Genomic DNA, 15,927 nt, shown 5'->3' on the forward strand with positions numbered 1-15,927 from the left:
ATTTGGCGCGATGGATTTTGGAACACGCGTAAATACCTGGTGGAGCCGCAAGTGGCTCGACACGCTCCTGGAATCGGCCGACGAGCAGGCCGTGAAGCAGGGGCTAAAGTTCGTGGAACGCGGGCAGGTAACGAGCATCGACATCATCGACAACCGCGTGATTTCCGTAGTGAAAGGCCCGAACGGCGGCGTCCACAACAACTACATCGTATTCCCGAAGTTCAAGGACGAGAAGGCCGACGTTTTCATGAACCTGCTGATGCAGCAGCCCGCCGAGATGCTCGCGCTCAAGAACGGGGCAATGAACCCGCCGCTCGAACTTCTGCTCGCCAAGAGCGGGCTCACGCTTTTCGACAGCATCGCCGACGTGAAGATGGGCTGCGACTGCCGCGACCCCGTGCCCTGCAAGTACATCGTGGCGACCTTCGTGAAGATTGCCGAGCAGGCCGATTCGAGCCCCAACCTGCTGTTCAAGCTGCACGGGCTCGACCTGGAAGCCTACCGCGAGCACCACACGCTGGAAGCGAACCTCGAGGCCCCGCAGGAACAGAAAATCGTGCGCGCCCTGGGTGGCAAGAGCAAGATTTTTGAACAGGCGGTAGACAACCGGCTCGACTTCGCCGAGGATTCCAGCGACAGCCTGTTTGCAAACTCGCAGGGTTCCGTTACCCGCACGCCCCGGCAGATACTGCCGCAATTCGATTTCGATTCCTGGAAGGACTACTCGCGCATACTGCCCGCGATGCTGCCCAACTACCCCAAGTTCTGCCCCGCCGGGAACTTCCGCAAGAGCTTTACCGACGAGCTGGAAGGCTGCCGCAAATTCTTCGCGAACTACGAGAACTTCGACCAGTTCCTGGAGCACTACCGCGTAAACAACTCCAAGACGTTTATCGCCGAGAACGAGGCCCTGCGCATCTACCACAAGAACGGCTGGCGCTGGCATTTCGACCACCTGAACGAAGGCGGGAACGTCATCGAGACGGGCCTCAGCGTGCCCCAGGTGATGGGAGCCGTGAGCTGGCTCGGGGGCCGCAACCTCTCCTGGCACCACTACACGGCATGCTACCTGTTCCTGCTACTGAAGGTGGCGTTCCACCTGGTACGCACTGGCGCCATCTACCCGCAGGTTTTCTGGACGCACAAGGATGTCGCGCAGGTGCGCTGGCTCCCCGCCGAAATGCTGCCCGATATCCTCGGGATTGTCGCGGACCTCGAGGCGGCCGCCCCGCAAAAGTTCGCGTTCACCGCCCGCGAAGAGGAATTCGTGGAAATGGCGGAACCCGCAGAACAGGTGCTCTCGCTGTTCATTTCACAGCTGCTGCGGTTCGCGCACACGTACAAGCCCGCGCTCAAGACAAACCACGGGAACCTGCTATCGTTCTTCTTCACGTGCGTCTCGGGCAGGCTCGCAGGCAACATGCTCTCCGTACCGGCGGGCATCCAGAAGTGGTTTTCCGTCTATTCGAGCCTAGACTTCCGCACGCAACTGCTGTTCAAGTGCTACGAGAGCGGCGAGCAGGTTGCACTCGAAGTTTTCGTCATTGATACAGACAAACTCACACCCCTTTCTACTTTATTCGAAGAGAACGACGCGCGCCTGCTCTCGATTTTGAACATCCTGAACGGCATCGCGGATTCATTCAAGCCGATGGGCACCTACATCGAGAACCGTGCGGCCTCCCCCATCATGATGCAGGGTGCCGTACTGCTCCAGTTTTTACAGGATTGCCTCAAGAAGCTCGAAATTTTCGGCATCAAGACCGAAATTCCGAAGAACCTGATGAACGTGGGCAAGCCCAAGCCCAAGATTCGCCTGCAGGGCAGCATGAGTTTTGGCGCGTTTACCGCGAACGACCTGCTCGATTTTGACTGGGAAGTGGCGATTGGCGACGAGAACGTATCGGCGGAAGAATTCCTGGAACTTGCCGAGAATGCGGATGGGCTATTAAAATACAAGTCGCAGTATGTGGAGGTGAGCGCCGAGGACCTGCAACGCATCCGCGAACAGATTGAAGGCCGCGCGAAAGGCGATAAGGGCGCGAAAGGCCCCGATGCGGGTGCGGAAGGCTCTGCAGACAGCGAAAACGCGGGTAAGGACGGCGCGGGTTCCGCCGCAGGTGATGAAAGCACGGACGGCGAAGACACAGACGGCGAACCGGTCATCACGCAGGCGAAACTCGTGCAGGCGTGCTTCACCGGAGAATGCGACGGCATCCCGGTCGACATGGCGGGCGAATTCAAGCAGCAGTTCGATTCCTGGCGCAGCGAAACCGAAGTCGCCCTCCCCGAGCACCTGAACGCGACCATGCGCCCCTACCAGGTGCGCGGCTACTCGTGGATGTACAAGAACCTCGAAATCGGTTTCGGTTGCATCCTCGCCGACGACATGGGCCTCGGAAAGACCCTCCAGGTCATCGCGTTCCTCCTCAAGATGCACGAAGAAGGCAAGCTCGCCGAGAAGAAGGCTCTCGTGGTGATGCCCGCGGGCCTGCTGTGCAACTGGCAGGTCGAAATCAAGAAATTCGCGCCCGACCTCACGTTCTTCGCCTACCACGGCGGGAGCCGCGACCTCGAGAAATTCCACGCCGACGTGCTGCTCACCACCTACGCCACATTCCGCAAGGACTTTGTCGAACTGAACGAGCGTGAATGGCAGGTAATCGTCATCGACGAAGCGCAGAACATCAAGAACGCCGACAGCGAGCAGAGCAGGCTATTGCGCCGCATGCGCGCGCCCATGAAAATCGCGATGAGCGGCACCCCCGTCGAGAACCGACTCATGGAATTCTGGACCATCATGGATTTTGCGAACCGCGGGTTCTTCCCGAGCGCCGCCGAATTCCGCGAAAAGTTCGAGACGCCCATCCAGAAAATGGGCAACGAGAAGGTGGCAGAAACGTTCCGCAAGATTACGGCACCCTTCATGCTGCGCCGCCTCAAGACCGACAAGAGCATCATCAGCGACTTGCCCGACAAGATTATCCAGGACGAATACGCCGAACTCACCAAGCCGCAGGCGGCACTGTACCAGAAGACGCTCGAGCACTTTATGCAGGAACTCGAGATGGAGCAGGCGCTGAGCGAGAAGGCGAACGACGCGCATGCGCTATTCAAGCGCAAGGGAATCATATTGCAGATGATTCTCGCCTTGAAGCAGATTTGCAACCACCCCGCGACATTCCTGAAGGGATTAGACGAAAGACGAAAGACGAAAGACGAAAGGGACAATGCCGAAAATCGTCATCCTGACGACCATCGGGAGGAAAGATCCAGGGACACAACTCCCCCGCCAATGAGTTCCGGCAAGATGCAGATGCTCCTCGACCTGCTCACCTCCATCCAGGAACAGGGCGAAAAGACGCTCATATTCACGCAGTTCGCCGAAATGGGATTCCTGCTCGAAAAGACCATCACGGAAGAACTCGGGCTCCGCACGCATTTCTACCACGGCGGATGCACGCAGACACAGCGCACCTCCATGATCGAGGACTTCCAGAAAAACCCCGAATGCAAGGTGCTCATCCTCTCGCTCAAGGCGGGCGGAACGGGCCTCAACCTCACCGCCGCATCGCAGGTCATCCATTACGACTTGTGGTGGAACCCCGCCATCGAAGCGCAGGCCACCGACCGCGCATTCCGTATCGGGCAGACACGCAACGTGCAGGTCCACAGGTTCATCACCAAGGGAACGTTCGAAGAAAAAATCAACGCGCTTTTGGAAACCAAGAAGTCCATCGCGAACATGACCGTAAGCGCGGGCGAAACCTGGCTCGCCGACATGGACGACAAGCAGCTCGGCGAAGTCTTCGGGCTCGACAACACCCTCGTATAGCAAGATTTCAGCACAAACTAATCACAGAAAAAGTCCGCCGGAGCGACCTTCTTATTAAAACTTAATCTATTTTGATTTCACTTTTTCTTTGATGAAAAAAAAGTGTAAATCCCCGCTAGGTTCATTTTCTCTTTGTACTATATTGGCCCCATTCACACAAAAAACTTGCGTTTCTTCAATCATCCAATTTCCAGGGAATTTTTTCGTAAGCCATTCCTTATATTTCTCGCGAAACGGAACCAACTTGTACACAAAATAACACAGAGAATCACAAATTTTAGGATTTTCTTGGAGATTCCCGTCTGTTATAGGACAGTAATATCGATCAACGAGACCTAATCGATAATGGATCGAATCACCCTCATCTCGTTTAAATTTTTCGATATACTTTAAAACAGAATCGGCATCTACATAGTCAGGGCAATACACGCCATTTACAACTTTATATTCAAGTTTTTTGTTATTCTTTTCACCTTGTCCAAAAGCAAGGCAAAAAGAAGAAAGCAACAATAAAAAAAGCAACTTTTTATTCATTAGAATAGAATTCCATTTTTTATGTTGTAACAAGCCGTAGAATTATTCACATCAATCCACGCATTTTTCCATATAGGAAGGCCATCTATTTCTGCATTGTAATAATAGTCATAATCAACAAGAACAAAATTTAAAGAATCTATTTCTGCAACTTCAGCCTTCGAATTCCATTTTTCTATACAATAACTAAAGGCATCCTCTGAAATACTACGCACAACATAAACAAAAGAATCTTCTTCAACACTGCAATAGTTTGAATTATCACAATGATTTTTTCGTCCAGATGTATTAAAGATCTTTTTCGCAATATCTTTATCTAACCGGCAAGGATAAGGAACAGGGACGTCGCTATCCGAACAAAGAGGGCTTTGACTCTGTTTTGGATGAGTAAAACAAGAACAGAGAATCAAGCATAGTGAAAGAATTAAATGCTTTGAAATCCTCATATAACTGACGACATTCATTAAGAAAGGCTTGCTTTCTATTCGGCCCAGTGGTTTCCGTTGTAGTTTTTGGCGGTGTCGGCGTCCATGCCGATTTGACGCACAAGGTCTTCCATGCTGGCGAACTTCTGTTCCGGGCGCAAATAGGCCATCAGGTCAAGCACCATGTGCTGCCCGTAGATATCTTCGCTAAAATCGAGAAGGTAGGCTTCGATGGCCATCTGGTGGGGCCCGGGCGCAGAGGGTTGCACGCCGATATTCACCACGGCGCGGCAAATGCGGCCATCCGCAAGCCTCGCGGACGCCACGTACACGCCGGTTTTCGGCAGGAACTTGTACTGTTCCACCTGCAAATTCGCGGTCGGGAACCCGATGGTATGCCCGAGGCGCTTGCCCACGACTACGGTTCCGGAGAGGCGGTAGGGTCGCCCGAGGTATGTCTGCGCGCGGGAAACGTCGCCGTTCAATAGCGCGTTGCGCACGGCGGAAGAACTCACGCGTTCGCCCTTGTGTAGCACAATGGAAAGCATCTGCGTGCTGAGTTCCGGGAACGCGGCGGTAATCGTCTCGTAGTTGCCCTTGCCGCCCGCGCCAAAGCAGTGGTCGTGCCCGAAGAACATGGAGCACACACCGCGCTTCTCGATGAGTTCCTTACGGACAAATTCATCAAACGGGAGTCTTGCGACTTCGGGCGTAAACGGCAGCACCAGAAAATCGAGCCCGAGGCTCTCGATGAACTCGCGCTTTTCTTCGGTGGTGGTGAGGAGCAGCGGGTCACCGGGGCCACGCAGCACGTAGTTGGAATGGGGTTCGAAGGTGATGACGGTCGGAATCCAGCCGTTCACTTCGGCGACGGCCTTCAGGGTGCGGAAAAGCGCCTGGTGCCCCAGGTGGCACCCGTCAAAATTACCCATCGTCACGGCTCTTTTCTGTTTCTCGTTCACCGGCATTCTCTTTTCCATTCTTACCTGCAGTCATTCTGGAGGACCTTTGGTCCGATAGAATCCATGGACTCTATCGTTCGCCTACTGGCTCGCTCCAGAGTGACAAATACTTACTCATCTTCCCCTAGATAAATCTTCGGGCAGATGCGGCCCGGTTCGTAGCGGCACACGCTCAGCACGTTGCCATCCGCATCGGCGGCAAACACGAGCCTTTCGCAGTCGTCGCCACGGCCCTGCTGTTTTTCAACACCTTCAATGGCTTCGCGCCATGGAATCCAGTTGCCCTTGCGGATAACCGCCATCTGGTCTGCATCGAGTTTCACGACCGGGAAGTCGAGCACCTGCTCCACGGACTTGAGGTGTTCGCGCGTCAGGTCTTCCCCGCGCACGGCGGATTCCACGGAAACCTTCCCTATGCGGTGGCGGCGAATCTGCGAGACGCACCCGCAGGTCCCGAGAGAGCGCGCAATGTCGCGCCCGAGCGCACGCACGTAGGTTCCCTTGCTGCAAACGCACTCGATATCGAACGTCGCAAATTCCTTCCCGGAGCAACCCTCGGTAACGCCGCCCTCGCCCACAACCTTAAGCGATTCGATATGAATGCGGCGCGGCTTCATCTCGAAATCCTTCCCGCGTTCGGCCCAGTCGCTCGCGCGGCGACCGTCAATCTTTACCGCGCAATAGCGGGGCGGAACCTGGTCGATGTCGCCCGTGAACTGCGGGAGAACCGCATCGATGGCAGCACGGCTCACCGTCAACGCGGCACCTTGCTCCACCACATCGCCATCCCATTCGAGGGTGTCGGTCTCGTAGCCCAGATGCAGGCGGAACGTGTAGCACTTGTCCTTCGCCTCCACGTAAGGCAACAGGCGCGTCGCACGCCCGGTGGCGGCGATAATCAGGCCCGACGCCCGCAGGTCGAGCGTCCCGGCATGCCCCACGCGCTTAGTACAAAAGACCCTTTTCAACGGGAAAAGGGCCTTGAACGATGTTTCGCCGGCAGCTTTGTCCAGCAGGATGAATCCCGAAGGAGCCAACTAGAGTTCCCCTTTCTGCTTCAGCTCGGCGAGGATTTCCTCGATGTGCATCGCATGTTCCAGGTTCTCGTCCAGCACAAACTTGAGTTCGGGAATCTTGCGTATCTTGAGCGACTTGCCCAGCACGCCGCGGATAAAGCCCGCGGAATTGTTGAGGCCAATCAGGGAATCGGTCTTTTCCTTGTCGGTACCCATGACGGACACGAGAATCTTCGCATAGCTCAGGTCCTCGGTAATCGTCACGCGGGTAATGCTCGCAAGGCTGCTCACGCGAGGATCCTTCAAGCCTTTCTGCAAAAGCTTTCCGATTTCCTCGCGGAACTGTTCGCCCAGTCTGTCTGTTCTGCGACTCATTAGGCGTCCTTTTCCTCGGCAGCCTTCTTGGCCTTCTCTTCGGCTTCTTCGCGGGCGACGTCTTCAAGCGTACGAGCAACCTTGACTTCCTTGAAGAAGATGAGGCTGTCGCCTTCCTTGATATCGTCGTAGCCCTTGAGGCCGATACCGCACTCGAAGCCACGAGCGACAGACTTGACGTCGTCCTTCATGCGCTTGAGCGACTGGACCACGGTCGTACCGAGTTCCACGCCGTTGCGGTACACGCGAACGTGAGAGGTGCGGTCCACTTCGCCGTCGGTAACCATACAGCCGGCGATGAGGCCGATCTTCGGAATCTTGAACACCTGGCGAATTTCGGCTTCGCCCGAAAGTTCCTCGCGCATAATCGGCTTGAGGAGGCCTTCCACGGCGTTCTTGATATCCTCGATGCAGTCGTAAATCACGCGGTAGTTGCGGATTTCGATACCTTCCTTCTGCGCCATCTCGCGGATAGAGAGCGAGGGCATCAGGTGGAACGAGACGATGATGGCAGATGCGGTCGTCGCAAGCAGGATATCGGATTCCGTAATGGTTCCCACACCCTTGCGGATGATGTTGACGCGCACTTCCCTGTTGGTAAGTTTTTCGAGGGATGCGGCAAGAGCTTCGGCAGAACCACCCACGTCGGCCTTGACGATGAGGTTGAGTTCGGAGAGCTTGCCTTCCTTCTTGTCGTTGAAGGAGTTCTCGAGAGAAACAGTCTTGCGGGCGCGCAGGTCGCGTTCGCGGGCCGCCATGCGGCGCTTGCTCGCGATCTCACGTGCCGTCTTTTCGTCGTCGACCACGATGAGGTCGTCACCGGCCTGCGGCGTACCGTCGAAACCGAGCACCTGGCACGGGCTGGAAGGCGGCACGGCCTTGAGCTGCTCGCCACGTTCGTTGAACATGGCGCGCACGCGACCGGCGTAGATACCACACACGAACGGGTCACCTACATGGAGCGTACCGTTCTGCACGAGGATCGTAGCCATGGAGCCCTTGCCCACATCGAGCTTGGATTCCACGACAGCGCCACGGGCGTGAGCGTCCGGGTTCGCCTTGAGTTCCTGAACTTCGGCTTCGAGAGCGAGCGTTTCCAGGAGCTGGTCCATGCCCTGGCCCGTACGGGCAGAGACTTCCACACAGCTCGTGGTACCGCCCCACTGTTCCACTTCCACGCCGCGTTCGGCGAGCTGGGCGCGGATCTTGTCGGGGTTCGCCGTCGGAAGGTCAATCTTCGTGATGGCGACAACCATCGGGACCTTCTCGCGCTTTGCAAGTTCAATACATTCAACCGTCTGGGGCATCACCATGGAGTCGGCAGCCACAACGAGCACGATCACGTCAGTCACCTGAGAACCACGGGCACGCATGGCGCTGAACGCCTCGTGACCCGGAGTATCGAGGAAGGTCACCTTGCCCTGTGCCGTCGTTACTTCGTATGCACCGATGTGCTGGGTAATGCCACCCGATTCGCCAGAAACCACGTGGGTCTTGCGGATCCAGTCGAGGAGAGAAGTCTTACCGTGGTCCACGTGGCCCATCACGGTCACCACCGGATGGCGCGGCTTCAGGTTTTCCTGGGATTCCTCTTCCACGCCGAGAGCTTCCTCTTCGTATTCTTCCATGAGCTGAGCCTCGTAGCCGAACTCGTCTGCAAGAATCTGGATGGTCTCGAAATCGAGGCGGGCGTTGATGGTCACCATCATGCCCATCTCCATGCACTTCGCAATCACGCGGGCGGGCATCTGGTCCATAAGGCCGGCGAGTTCGCCCACGGTAATGAAGTCGGAGGTCTTGAGAATCTTCTTCTCTTCGCCGGAACCGTTGTCGTTGTGTTCCTTGCGGTAAACCTTCTTGACAGGCTTCTTGGAAAGGTCGGCCATCACGCGCGAGACGTTCTGGCGTACCATTTCCTGCTGCTGTTCTTTCTGCTGTTCCTGGCGGTCACGGCTGTTGCCACGGCGGTTCTTGTCGTTGCCGTGACGGCCATTCTGGCCCTTGCCCGGAGCGTTACCGCCCTTGCCGGCATTCTGCGCGCCCATCCCGGATGCGCTCGCGTTGAACGCCTCCTGCATGGAGCCGCTGGAGAACCCGCCGTTACGGCCGGTGTAGCCGCCGCGGGAACTGCTTGCGCCACCACCCTGACCGGGCCTGCGCTGGCCACCGTTACGGTTATCGCCCGGGCCGCTGCTACGCGGGCCGAACGAACCGGTGTAACCCTGGGCATTGCTCGGGCCACGTCCACCGGGGCCGGGGCGACGGTTGCCACCCGGACCGCGGCCGCCCTGCTGTTGCTGCTGGCTCTTCGCGATACGTGCGAGGATTGCGGCATCGGGCTTGAAGACCTGGGCCTTCATCGGGGGCTGCTTGAGTTCAGTATTCGCCGTCATCATCGTCGGCGCTGCCGGTGCGGGTGCCGGAGCCGGAGCTGCAACAGGCTTTTCGGGAGCAGCAGCGGGTTTTTCGGCAGCCGGGGCCTGCGGCTTCGGAGCCTCAGGTGCGGCAGACGCAGGAGCGGGAGCGGGCTTCGGAGCGGCAGGCGCTTCGGATTTGGCGGGCTCGACCTTCGGGGCCTCGGCGGGAACCGCGGGGGCAGCCGGAGCGGCCGGTGCGGGAGCAGCCGGCTTTGCCGGGGCTTCGGCAGCGGGCGTTTCGGCAGCGGCAGGCTTTGCCGCAGCCTTCGGCGCAGCGGGCTTGGCCGTTGCCTTCCTAGTCGTGGTCGCCTTCTTGAGGCTAATCTTCACGCCGTCCTTCGTCGTCGACGTAGTCGTCGACTTCTTCTTTTCGGTAGAAGATTCCGCATCGGAAGATGTGTTCTTCTTCAAGTTCTTGGTGCGGGCTTCCTGCTTCTTCTTTTCATCGGCGACGGCCGCTTCGATCTTTTCGAATTCCGAAGCGTTCACCTTCGACACCTGCGTCAACACCTTGACGCCGTTGTCGCGCAACAGTTTCACGACGAAGTCACTCTTGACTCCGTGTTCCTTAGCCCAATCGACCGGTTTAATCTGTTCTTCAATACTCATTAATTAGCCTGTTTATTGATCCCGTTTTTTAAGAGAGACTAGCCTTCCTCTCCCTGTTTTTCTGTATTAGCAAAGAGGGATTCTGCCTTGCTTACAGCACTGTGGCGGAGTTCGTGAGCACGCGGAGCCAAGACCTGGGCCTTAGCATCGGCGTCCTTCTCGGACCATTCCTTTTCGCCGAACACGTCGAGGTCGCGTTCCACGAGCTGGGAGGCAAGCTTCACGTTCTGGCCGTTCTTGCCAATCGCCTGTGCGAGGTTGTCGTCGTTGATGACCACCACCACGCGGGAAGTGCCCGGCACTTCATTGAGCATCACGACGTTCGCCGGAGAAAGCGCACGGGTGATGAAGGTCTGGATATCCGGATTCCACTGCACGATATCGATGCGTTCGTTGCCAAGTTCGCGCACGATGGTCTGCACGCGGGCACCCTTCATGCCCACACATGCGCCGACCGGGTCGATCTTCTCGTCGCGGGAGTACACGGCAATCTTGGCGCGGTAACCCGGTTCGCGAGCAACGCCCTTGATTTCGACGGAGCCTTCGTAAATCTCCGGAACTTCCTGGCGGAAGAGTTCCTTGAGGAAGTCGCCGCTTGCGCGGGAAAGCACGACCTGCGCGCCGTTCTTCGCGGATTCTTCCACGCGGGCGATAACGGCCTTCACGGACTGGCCCTGCTGGAGGCGTTCGTGGCCAATCTGTTCGCGAGGCGGAATCATGGCTTCGGTCTGCTTGCCCAGGGAAACAATCACGTTGCGGCCTTCGAGGCGGAGCACTTCGCCGCTGATCATGGAACCGATGCGGTCCTTGTAGGTATTCATGATCTTCATGCGTTCGGCATCGCGGATCTGCTGGGTCAAAAGCTGCTTGGCGGTCTGGATGGCCTGGCGACCGAAGGAGGTGGTCGGAACTTCCATTTCAAGGAAGTCACCCGGCTGGGCGTCCTCGTTGTATTCCTGCGCCTCGGCAACGAGCATGTAGCCTTCGTCCATCTCCTCGACTTCCTCGGCGGTCATGTTCGGGTCGTAGTCCGGATAGTCGTCCACCACTTCGACGCGGAGGAACACGTGGATTTCGTTCGTTTCCTTGTCGATATCCACTTCAATCTTCTTGTCGATGTGCAGGTACTTGCGTGCGGCAGAAATCAGGGCCTGCTTGAGTGCGCCCTCGATGACGGAGTCGTCCATGTTCTTGGCGTCCATCACTTCCTTGAGCACTTCAACCAGATTAACCTTGGGTTCGTTCTTTTTAGCCATTTTAGACCTTCCTATTATATTTGTACATCTACTTTCGCAACCAGCACCTCGGAGCGGGGAACGACCACGTCGCCCGCGTTACCCTTGAGGGTGAGCGTCAAACTTTCTTCGTCTGCAGCCTTGAGCTTGCCCGTAACGGGCTTACCGGTGCTGCGCGTGACCCGCAAAAAGCGACCGATGTTGCGGGTAAAATCGGCGACCGACTTCAAGGGGCGGTCCAACCCGGGGGACGAAACTTCGAGCGTGTACGCCCCCTCGATAATCTCCGGGTCCAGGTCGAGGGCATCGGAAAGGTGACGGCTCACGCTTGAGCAATCGTCTATCGTGACGCCTTCAGGCTTGTCGATATAGAGGCGGAGCGTCTTGCGCTTGCCCGCACGGAACATATCCTGTTCCACCAACGTGACGCCTACGGCCTTGCATGCCTCGGCGATAAGCGTATCCAGTTTCTGGTTAGCCAAATAGACCTCGTATAATAAACGGCGTTCGTATACGGCCCCGAATTCTGCTCATTTAAGCCGAAATCGGGTCCACGAACGTCAAGACGCACCAAATAGAGAAATTTTTTCGCCTTCGGGCAACCGGCAAGGCCGGAAACAGGGGCTGTTGGAGGGGAAAGCGGGGCTTACTTTATGGTCCAGCGTTCCAGTTCCTTCCACCAGTCGGCAAGCAGGTCGCCCTTCTCGATGCTGTTTACCAGCTTCTGCTTGGCCTCTTCTTCGTCAAAGCGGCCAACGCCCTTGAGGGTTGCCCCGAGGGTAAAGTACGTTTCGCCCTTGCAGGAACTACCGTTCAGGGCCACCACCTCGGTGCAGGTAACGCCAAGTCCGCCTTCCTTGCACTTCGGGTCCGAAAGTTCAAGGCTCAGCACGAGCCCGATTTCGCAGGCGGAATCCAGCACCGTCTGCAAGAACACCTTCTTGGAAAGCTCCTGGAAAATCTTCGCGCCTTCCTCGGCCTCGAGCACGCCTTCAAAATAGATGTGGTAGCGGCTCTTGAATTCCTTGTAGCCTTCCTGGGCCTTCTTGTAGTTTTCCTCAATCTCCGCCTGGTTGTCGGCAGCCCCGAGGGACTGCAGCACCAGGGCAGATTCCCTGTAACGGGAATAGGCGGCAGTCATCTTGTCGTAGTTTGCGAACTTCTCAAGCGGGTGGTTCGTCATCTCGAGCACGGCCATCGAGGACACCAGCGCATCGCGGGCACTCTGATAATCCTCGCGGTAGGGCTTAGCCGCATCGGTTTTTGCCATGCAGGCCACCACACCGACAACGCCTTCGCGGGCAACAGTCTCCAGCACACGCACGTCCTGGCGATTCCTTATGGTAGCAGAAACCTGCGAGGTACGCTCGTACGAAGATGTCACGCTCTCCTGGCCTTCGGCATTCACGTCAGAACCGACCTGTGCCTTGCTGATCGATGTGACCGAACTCTGAATCTGGATGGCAATCTGGTTCACCGCGTTCTCGAGAGCGTGGTCATAATCGCCCGCAAGACCCGACCCGCGGAGGTTACCCTCGGGGCAGGTAAACAGTTCAAGTTCGTGGGATACCGGCACCTGCGGTGGCGGAGGGGGCGGCGGAGTCTGCTGCACGACTTCCTTTGAAGAGCAGCCGAGAAGGATCAGGGCCATACCGCCCATGGCAATTATGTTACGCGAGAGTTTCACAAATCACTCCTAAAAGCACTGTTTTTACGCAAATAATATAATTTAAATGTGGTGTTAGTGAACTTTTCTTAACAGAAAATATTGTGAAAAAGAAATGCAAAGCGGTCAAAAGCGGAGTCTACCGCCCCACGAGCACTTCGGAAAGGACGCTTTCGCTCTCGGGAATGCGGAGCGCCTTCTTGAGTTCAGCCTCGCAGAAGAACGGTTCGCGACGGGCGAACTTCCCGAGCCCGCGGGCCGATTCGCGCAGGATTTCGGCGACGTACCCCGCGTTCATGTTCAGGTAGCGGTAGGCGCGTTCGCCCAGCATGTTGCAGGCCTCGTCCAGGTCGGCCGTGAAGATAACCGCAAACGAGACGTTCTCTACGGAATCGTCGCACAGGTGCGCGCCGGCGAATTTTTTGCGGTCACTGAAGTTTGTCTGTAAAAAGAGCGACTTCTTTACGGGCAGGTAGCGGTAGAGTCCCGGATAAACTAACTGCACGTCGAAGGAGAGCACCCAGATTTTCAAGAGGCCCGCGCCAAACGCATTCAGATTGCAGATTTCCATCCAGCGAAGCACCGTCGAGAAATCGTCGAGGGATGCCTTCCAGGGCTTGAAATTGCGGAAGCTGACCGCGCCGGGCCCGAGGAACTCGTACTCGCGGAAAAAGTATTCGTTCGGGAACTTGAGCGGGGTCAGCGGGAATTCCTCGCCCTTGAAGGGGCTCGCGACCACGCGGCACACCTTCATGCAATGCGAGAGGTCGGTAATGCATTCCACGCGGTTCTGGAGCATGAACCGCGCTATGTAGCGGTTCGCGCCCTCGCTCGAAACCGGGTGCATCTCGGTGCGATTGCTATAAGCAAATTCAGATACGGTCTCGTACTTCTTGAGCGCCTTTGGCATAATGCAGAGCGCCGCGAGCGGGACTTCCGAGGGGGAAAGCGAAAGAGCCACGGCCACCTCGTCGTCGACAAAGGCGCTGAACGGGATGGCGATGCCCCCGAGGGAGCGCGCGAGGATGGCAACTAGCCCGGCGTAACTGCCCGCGTCCAGCTGCAACTCTCTGTAGGCGGCCTCCTTGTAGCGCCACACGATGCGGTCGAGTATTCCCGTGAAGAACAGCGTTATGCCCGCGGCCTGCATGATTTCGTTCGGCGGGAAGGCGCCCTTGAGCGTCTCGATATTCGCGCGCCGAGCCTTCGCTTTGGTCGGTGATAAGGTCCCTGAGCTTGCCGAAGGGGCCGAACCACCGGCGGGCAATTCAACCAGTTCGTCTGACGTGGGGTCGAAATAATAGAGCCCGTCGGGGATGTTCTGGCCCTGCAAGAGCGCGTACACCCCAATGGAGCGCAGGCCATCGGCGCACACGTCGTTTTTCAATTGCGAAAACACGCGGTTGAGCATGGAGGAAGGCTCGCCCACCAGCGAGAAGAGGTCGCCGTCCAGCGCCTTCGTGTGGTTTTTAGACACGGAGTAGCGCTTGGCTCCCGCAAAACGCTTGTCGGGCGGCATGCGGGTTTCCCAGTGCAATGTGATCGGGTCCCCTGCCGAGCGGCGGGAATAGCGCAAGGAATCGTGATATGCGACGGAAAAGAAGGGCACGGGCAAAATATATTAAGAATTGCGCCCGATGGAGGGCGGATTGCGCAGAATTCGGGTGGATTGCAGGATGTTTTCGGGAGAATCGCGCGCGGGGCGGGCGGATTACACAGGATGAAGGGCAATTTGCGCAGGATGCGGGCGGATTGCAGAATGTTTTCGGGAGAATCGCGCGCGGGGCGGGTGGATTACGCAGGATGCGGGTGGATTGCAGAATGTTTTCGGGAGAATCGCGCGCGGGGCGGGCGGATTGCGGGATGTTTTCGGGAGAATCGCGCCCGATGGCGGGCGGATTACGCAGGATGCGGGTGGATTGCGGGATGTTTTCGGGAGAATCGCGCGGGGCGGGCGGATTGCGCAGGATGAAGGGCAATTTGCGCCGAAAATAGGACTAAACGATTAGTTTTTGTGCGTTTAGTCCTATGTTACGATAATTTGTATGCAAGTTTTTCTCAACAAAGACGCATTGCATAGGACTAAACTGCAACTTTTCGCCTGTTTAGTCCTACCGCCCGCGAGTTACCCGCGGGTTGAACGCGATTCGCCGGCCGTTTTCTCGCCCGAACCCCCTCCCGCATAGGACTAAACTGCAACTTTTCGTCTGTTTAGTCCTACCGCCCGCGAATTGCCCGCAGGTTGAACGCGATTTGCACGCGAGTTACCCGCGGGTTGCACGCGAGTTACCCGCAGGTTGAACGCGATTCGCCGGCCGTTTTCTCGCCCGAACCCCCTCCCGCATAGGACTAAACTGCAACTTTTTGCCTGTTTAGTCCTACCGCCCGCGGGTTGCCCGCAGGTTGAACGCAGGTTGAACGCGATTCGCCGGCCGTTTTCTCGCCCGAACCCCCTCCCGCATAGGACTAAACCGCAACTTTTCGTCTGTTTAGTCCTACCGCCCGCGAGTTGAACGCAGGTTGAACGCGATTCGCCGGCCGGTTTCTCGCCCGAACCCCCTCCCGCATAGGACTAAACTGCAACTTTTCGCCTGTTTAGTCCTACCGCCCGCGAGTTGAACGCAGGTTGAACGCGATTCGCCGGCCATTTTCTCGCCCGAACCCCCTCCCGCATAGGACTAAACTGCAACTTTTTGCCTGTTTAGTCCTACCGCCCGCAGGTTGAACGCGATTTGCACGCGAATTGCCCGCGGGTTGCCCGCGAGTTGAACGCGGGTTGAACGCCGCAGGCTCACATCCCGCGACTTCCCCGCAACAAATGTGATTTTCCTCAAAAACCGTAAAACACTTGAT

General features: G+C 57.1%; 11 protein-coding genes. 1 reads left to right on the plus strand and 10 read right to left on the minus strand.

Annotated elements, in window-relative coordinates; all coding sequences use genetic code 11:
• The first annotated feature begins 10 nt into the window (after nucleotides 1-10).
• Nucleotides 11-3,835: an SNF2-related protein gene (locus tag BUA44_RS02815; protein WP_072808359.1), complete on the plus strand. Its 3,825-nt coding sequence runs from the start codon at nucleotides 11-13 to the stop codon at nucleotides 3,833-3,835.
• 66 nt (nucleotides 3,836-3,901) lie between these two features.
• On the opposite strand, the gene BUA44_RS02820 is transcribed toward BUA44_RS02815, so the two are convergent.
• The 10 genes from BUA44_RS02820 to BUA44_RS02860 all read right to left on the minus strand — a co-directional run bounded on the left by BUA44_RS02820 (nucleotide 3,902) and on the right by BUA44_RS02860 (nucleotide 14,683).
• Nucleotides 3,902-4,369 carry a hypothetical protein gene (locus BUA44_RS02820; protein ID WP_072808361.1) on the minus strand — a complete coding sequence of 156 codons (468 nt, stop codon included), beginning with the start codon at nucleotides 4,367-4,369 and terminating at the stop codon, nucleotides 3,902-3,904.
• Entirely contained in the window at nucleotides 4,369-4,815 is a 447-nt protein-coding gene (locus BUA44_RS15230) for a hypothetical protein (RefSeq protein WP_143151840.1), read from the minus strand. The genes BUA44_RS02820 and BUA44_RS15230 overlap by 1 nt, the downstream gene beginning before the upstream one ends.
• A 35-nt stretch (nucleotides 4,816-4,850) precedes the next feature.
• Complete coding sequence (gene ribF, locus BUA44_RS02825; RefSeq protein ID WP_255370436.1) at nucleotides 4,851-5,774, minus strand: riboflavin biosynthesis protein RibF; 924 nt, start codon at nucleotides 5,772-5,774, stop codon at nucleotides 4,851-4,853.
• Between the two features lie 92 nt (nucleotides 5,775-5,866).
• Nucleotides 5,867-6,793, minus strand: coding sequence for a tRNA pseudouridine(55) synthase TruB (truB, locus tag BUA44_RS02830; RefSeq protein ID WP_072808363.1), 927 nt, complete (start codon nucleotides 6,791-6,793; stop codon nucleotides 5,867-5,869).
• The gene (rbfA, locus tag BUA44_RS02835; RefSeq protein WP_072808365.1) at nucleotides 6,794-7,147 is read right to left on the minus strand and encodes a 30S ribosome-binding factor RbfA; all 354 of its coding nucleotides are present in this window, start codon (nucleotides 7,145-7,147) and stop codon (nucleotides 6,794-6,796) included.
• On the minus strand, nucleotides 7,147-10,173 hold the full coding sequence (infB, locus tag BUA44_RS02840) for a translation initiation factor IF-2 (protein WP_072808367.1): 3,027 nt from the start codon (nucleotides 10,171-10,173) through the stop codon (nucleotides 7,147-7,149). The genes rbfA and infB overlap by 1 nt, the downstream gene beginning before the upstream one ends.
• Before the next feature lie 38 nt (nucleotides 10,174-10,211).
• Nucleotides 10,212-11,429: a transcription termination factor NusA gene (gene nusA, locus BUA44_RS02845; RefSeq protein ID WP_083535450.1), complete on the minus strand. Its 1,218-nt coding sequence runs from the start codon at nucleotides 11,427-11,429 to the stop codon at nucleotides 10,212-10,214.
• A gap of 14 nt (nucleotides 11,430-11,443) precedes the next feature.
• The gene (rimP, locus tag BUA44_RS02850) at nucleotides 11,444-11,890 is read right to left on the minus strand and encodes a ribosome maturation factor RimP (protein WP_072808369.1); all 447 of its coding nucleotides are present in this window, start codon (nucleotides 11,888-11,890) and stop codon (nucleotides 11,444-11,446) included.
• A 164-nt stretch (nucleotides 11,891-12,054) separates the two neighbouring features.
• The gene (locus BUA44_RS02855; RefSeq protein WP_097036611.1) at nucleotides 12,055-13,095 is read right to left on the minus strand and encodes a hypothetical protein; all 1,041 of its coding nucleotides are present in this window, start codon (nucleotides 13,093-13,095) and stop codon (nucleotides 12,055-12,057) included.
• Nucleotides 13,096-13,213: 118 nt separating this feature from the next.
• On the minus strand, nucleotides 13,214-14,683 hold the full coding sequence (locus BUA44_RS02860) for a nitroreductase family protein (RefSeq protein ID WP_072808871.1): 1,470 nt from the start codon (nucleotides 14,681-14,683) through the stop codon (nucleotides 13,214-13,216).
• Nucleotides 14,684-15,927 lie beyond the last annotated feature (1,244 nt).

The sequence above is a fragment of the Fibrobacter sp. UWR3 genome, from assembly GCF_900143055.1.
GTDB lineage: Bacteria > Fibrobacterota > Fibrobacteria > Fibrobacterales > Fibrobacteraceae > Fibrobacter.

Excerpts from the sequence above, each read along its gene's own strand:
- rbfA (WP_072808365.1), bottom strand. The coding sequence starts at position 7,147 with ATGAGTCGCAGAACAGACAGACTGGGCGAACAGTTCCGCGAGGAAATC.
- BUA44_RS15230 (WP_143151840.1), bottom strand. The coding sequence starts at position 4,815 with ATGAGGATTTCAAAGCATTTAATTCTTTCACTATGCTTGATTCTCTGT.
- BUA44_RS02820 (WP_072808361.1), bottom strand. The coding sequence starts at position 4,369 with ATGAATAAAAAGTTGCTTTTTTTATTGTTGCTTTCTTCTTTTTGCCTT.
- infB (WP_072808367.1), bottom strand. The coding sequence starts at position 10,173 with ATGAGTATTGAAGAACAGATTAAACCGGTCGATTGGGCTAAGGAACAC.
- BUA44_RS02815 (WP_072808359.1), top strand. The coding sequence starts at position 11 with ATGGATTTTGGAACACGCGTAAATACCTGGTGGAGCCGCAAGTGGCTC.
- nusA (WP_083535450.1), bottom strand. The coding sequence starts at position 11,429 with ATGGCTAAAAAGAACGAACCCAAGGTTAATCTGGTTGAAGTGCTCAAG.
- ribF (WP_255370436.1), bottom strand. The coding sequence starts at position 5,774 with ATGGAAAAGAGAATGCCGGTGAACGAGAAACAGAAAAGAGCCGTGACG.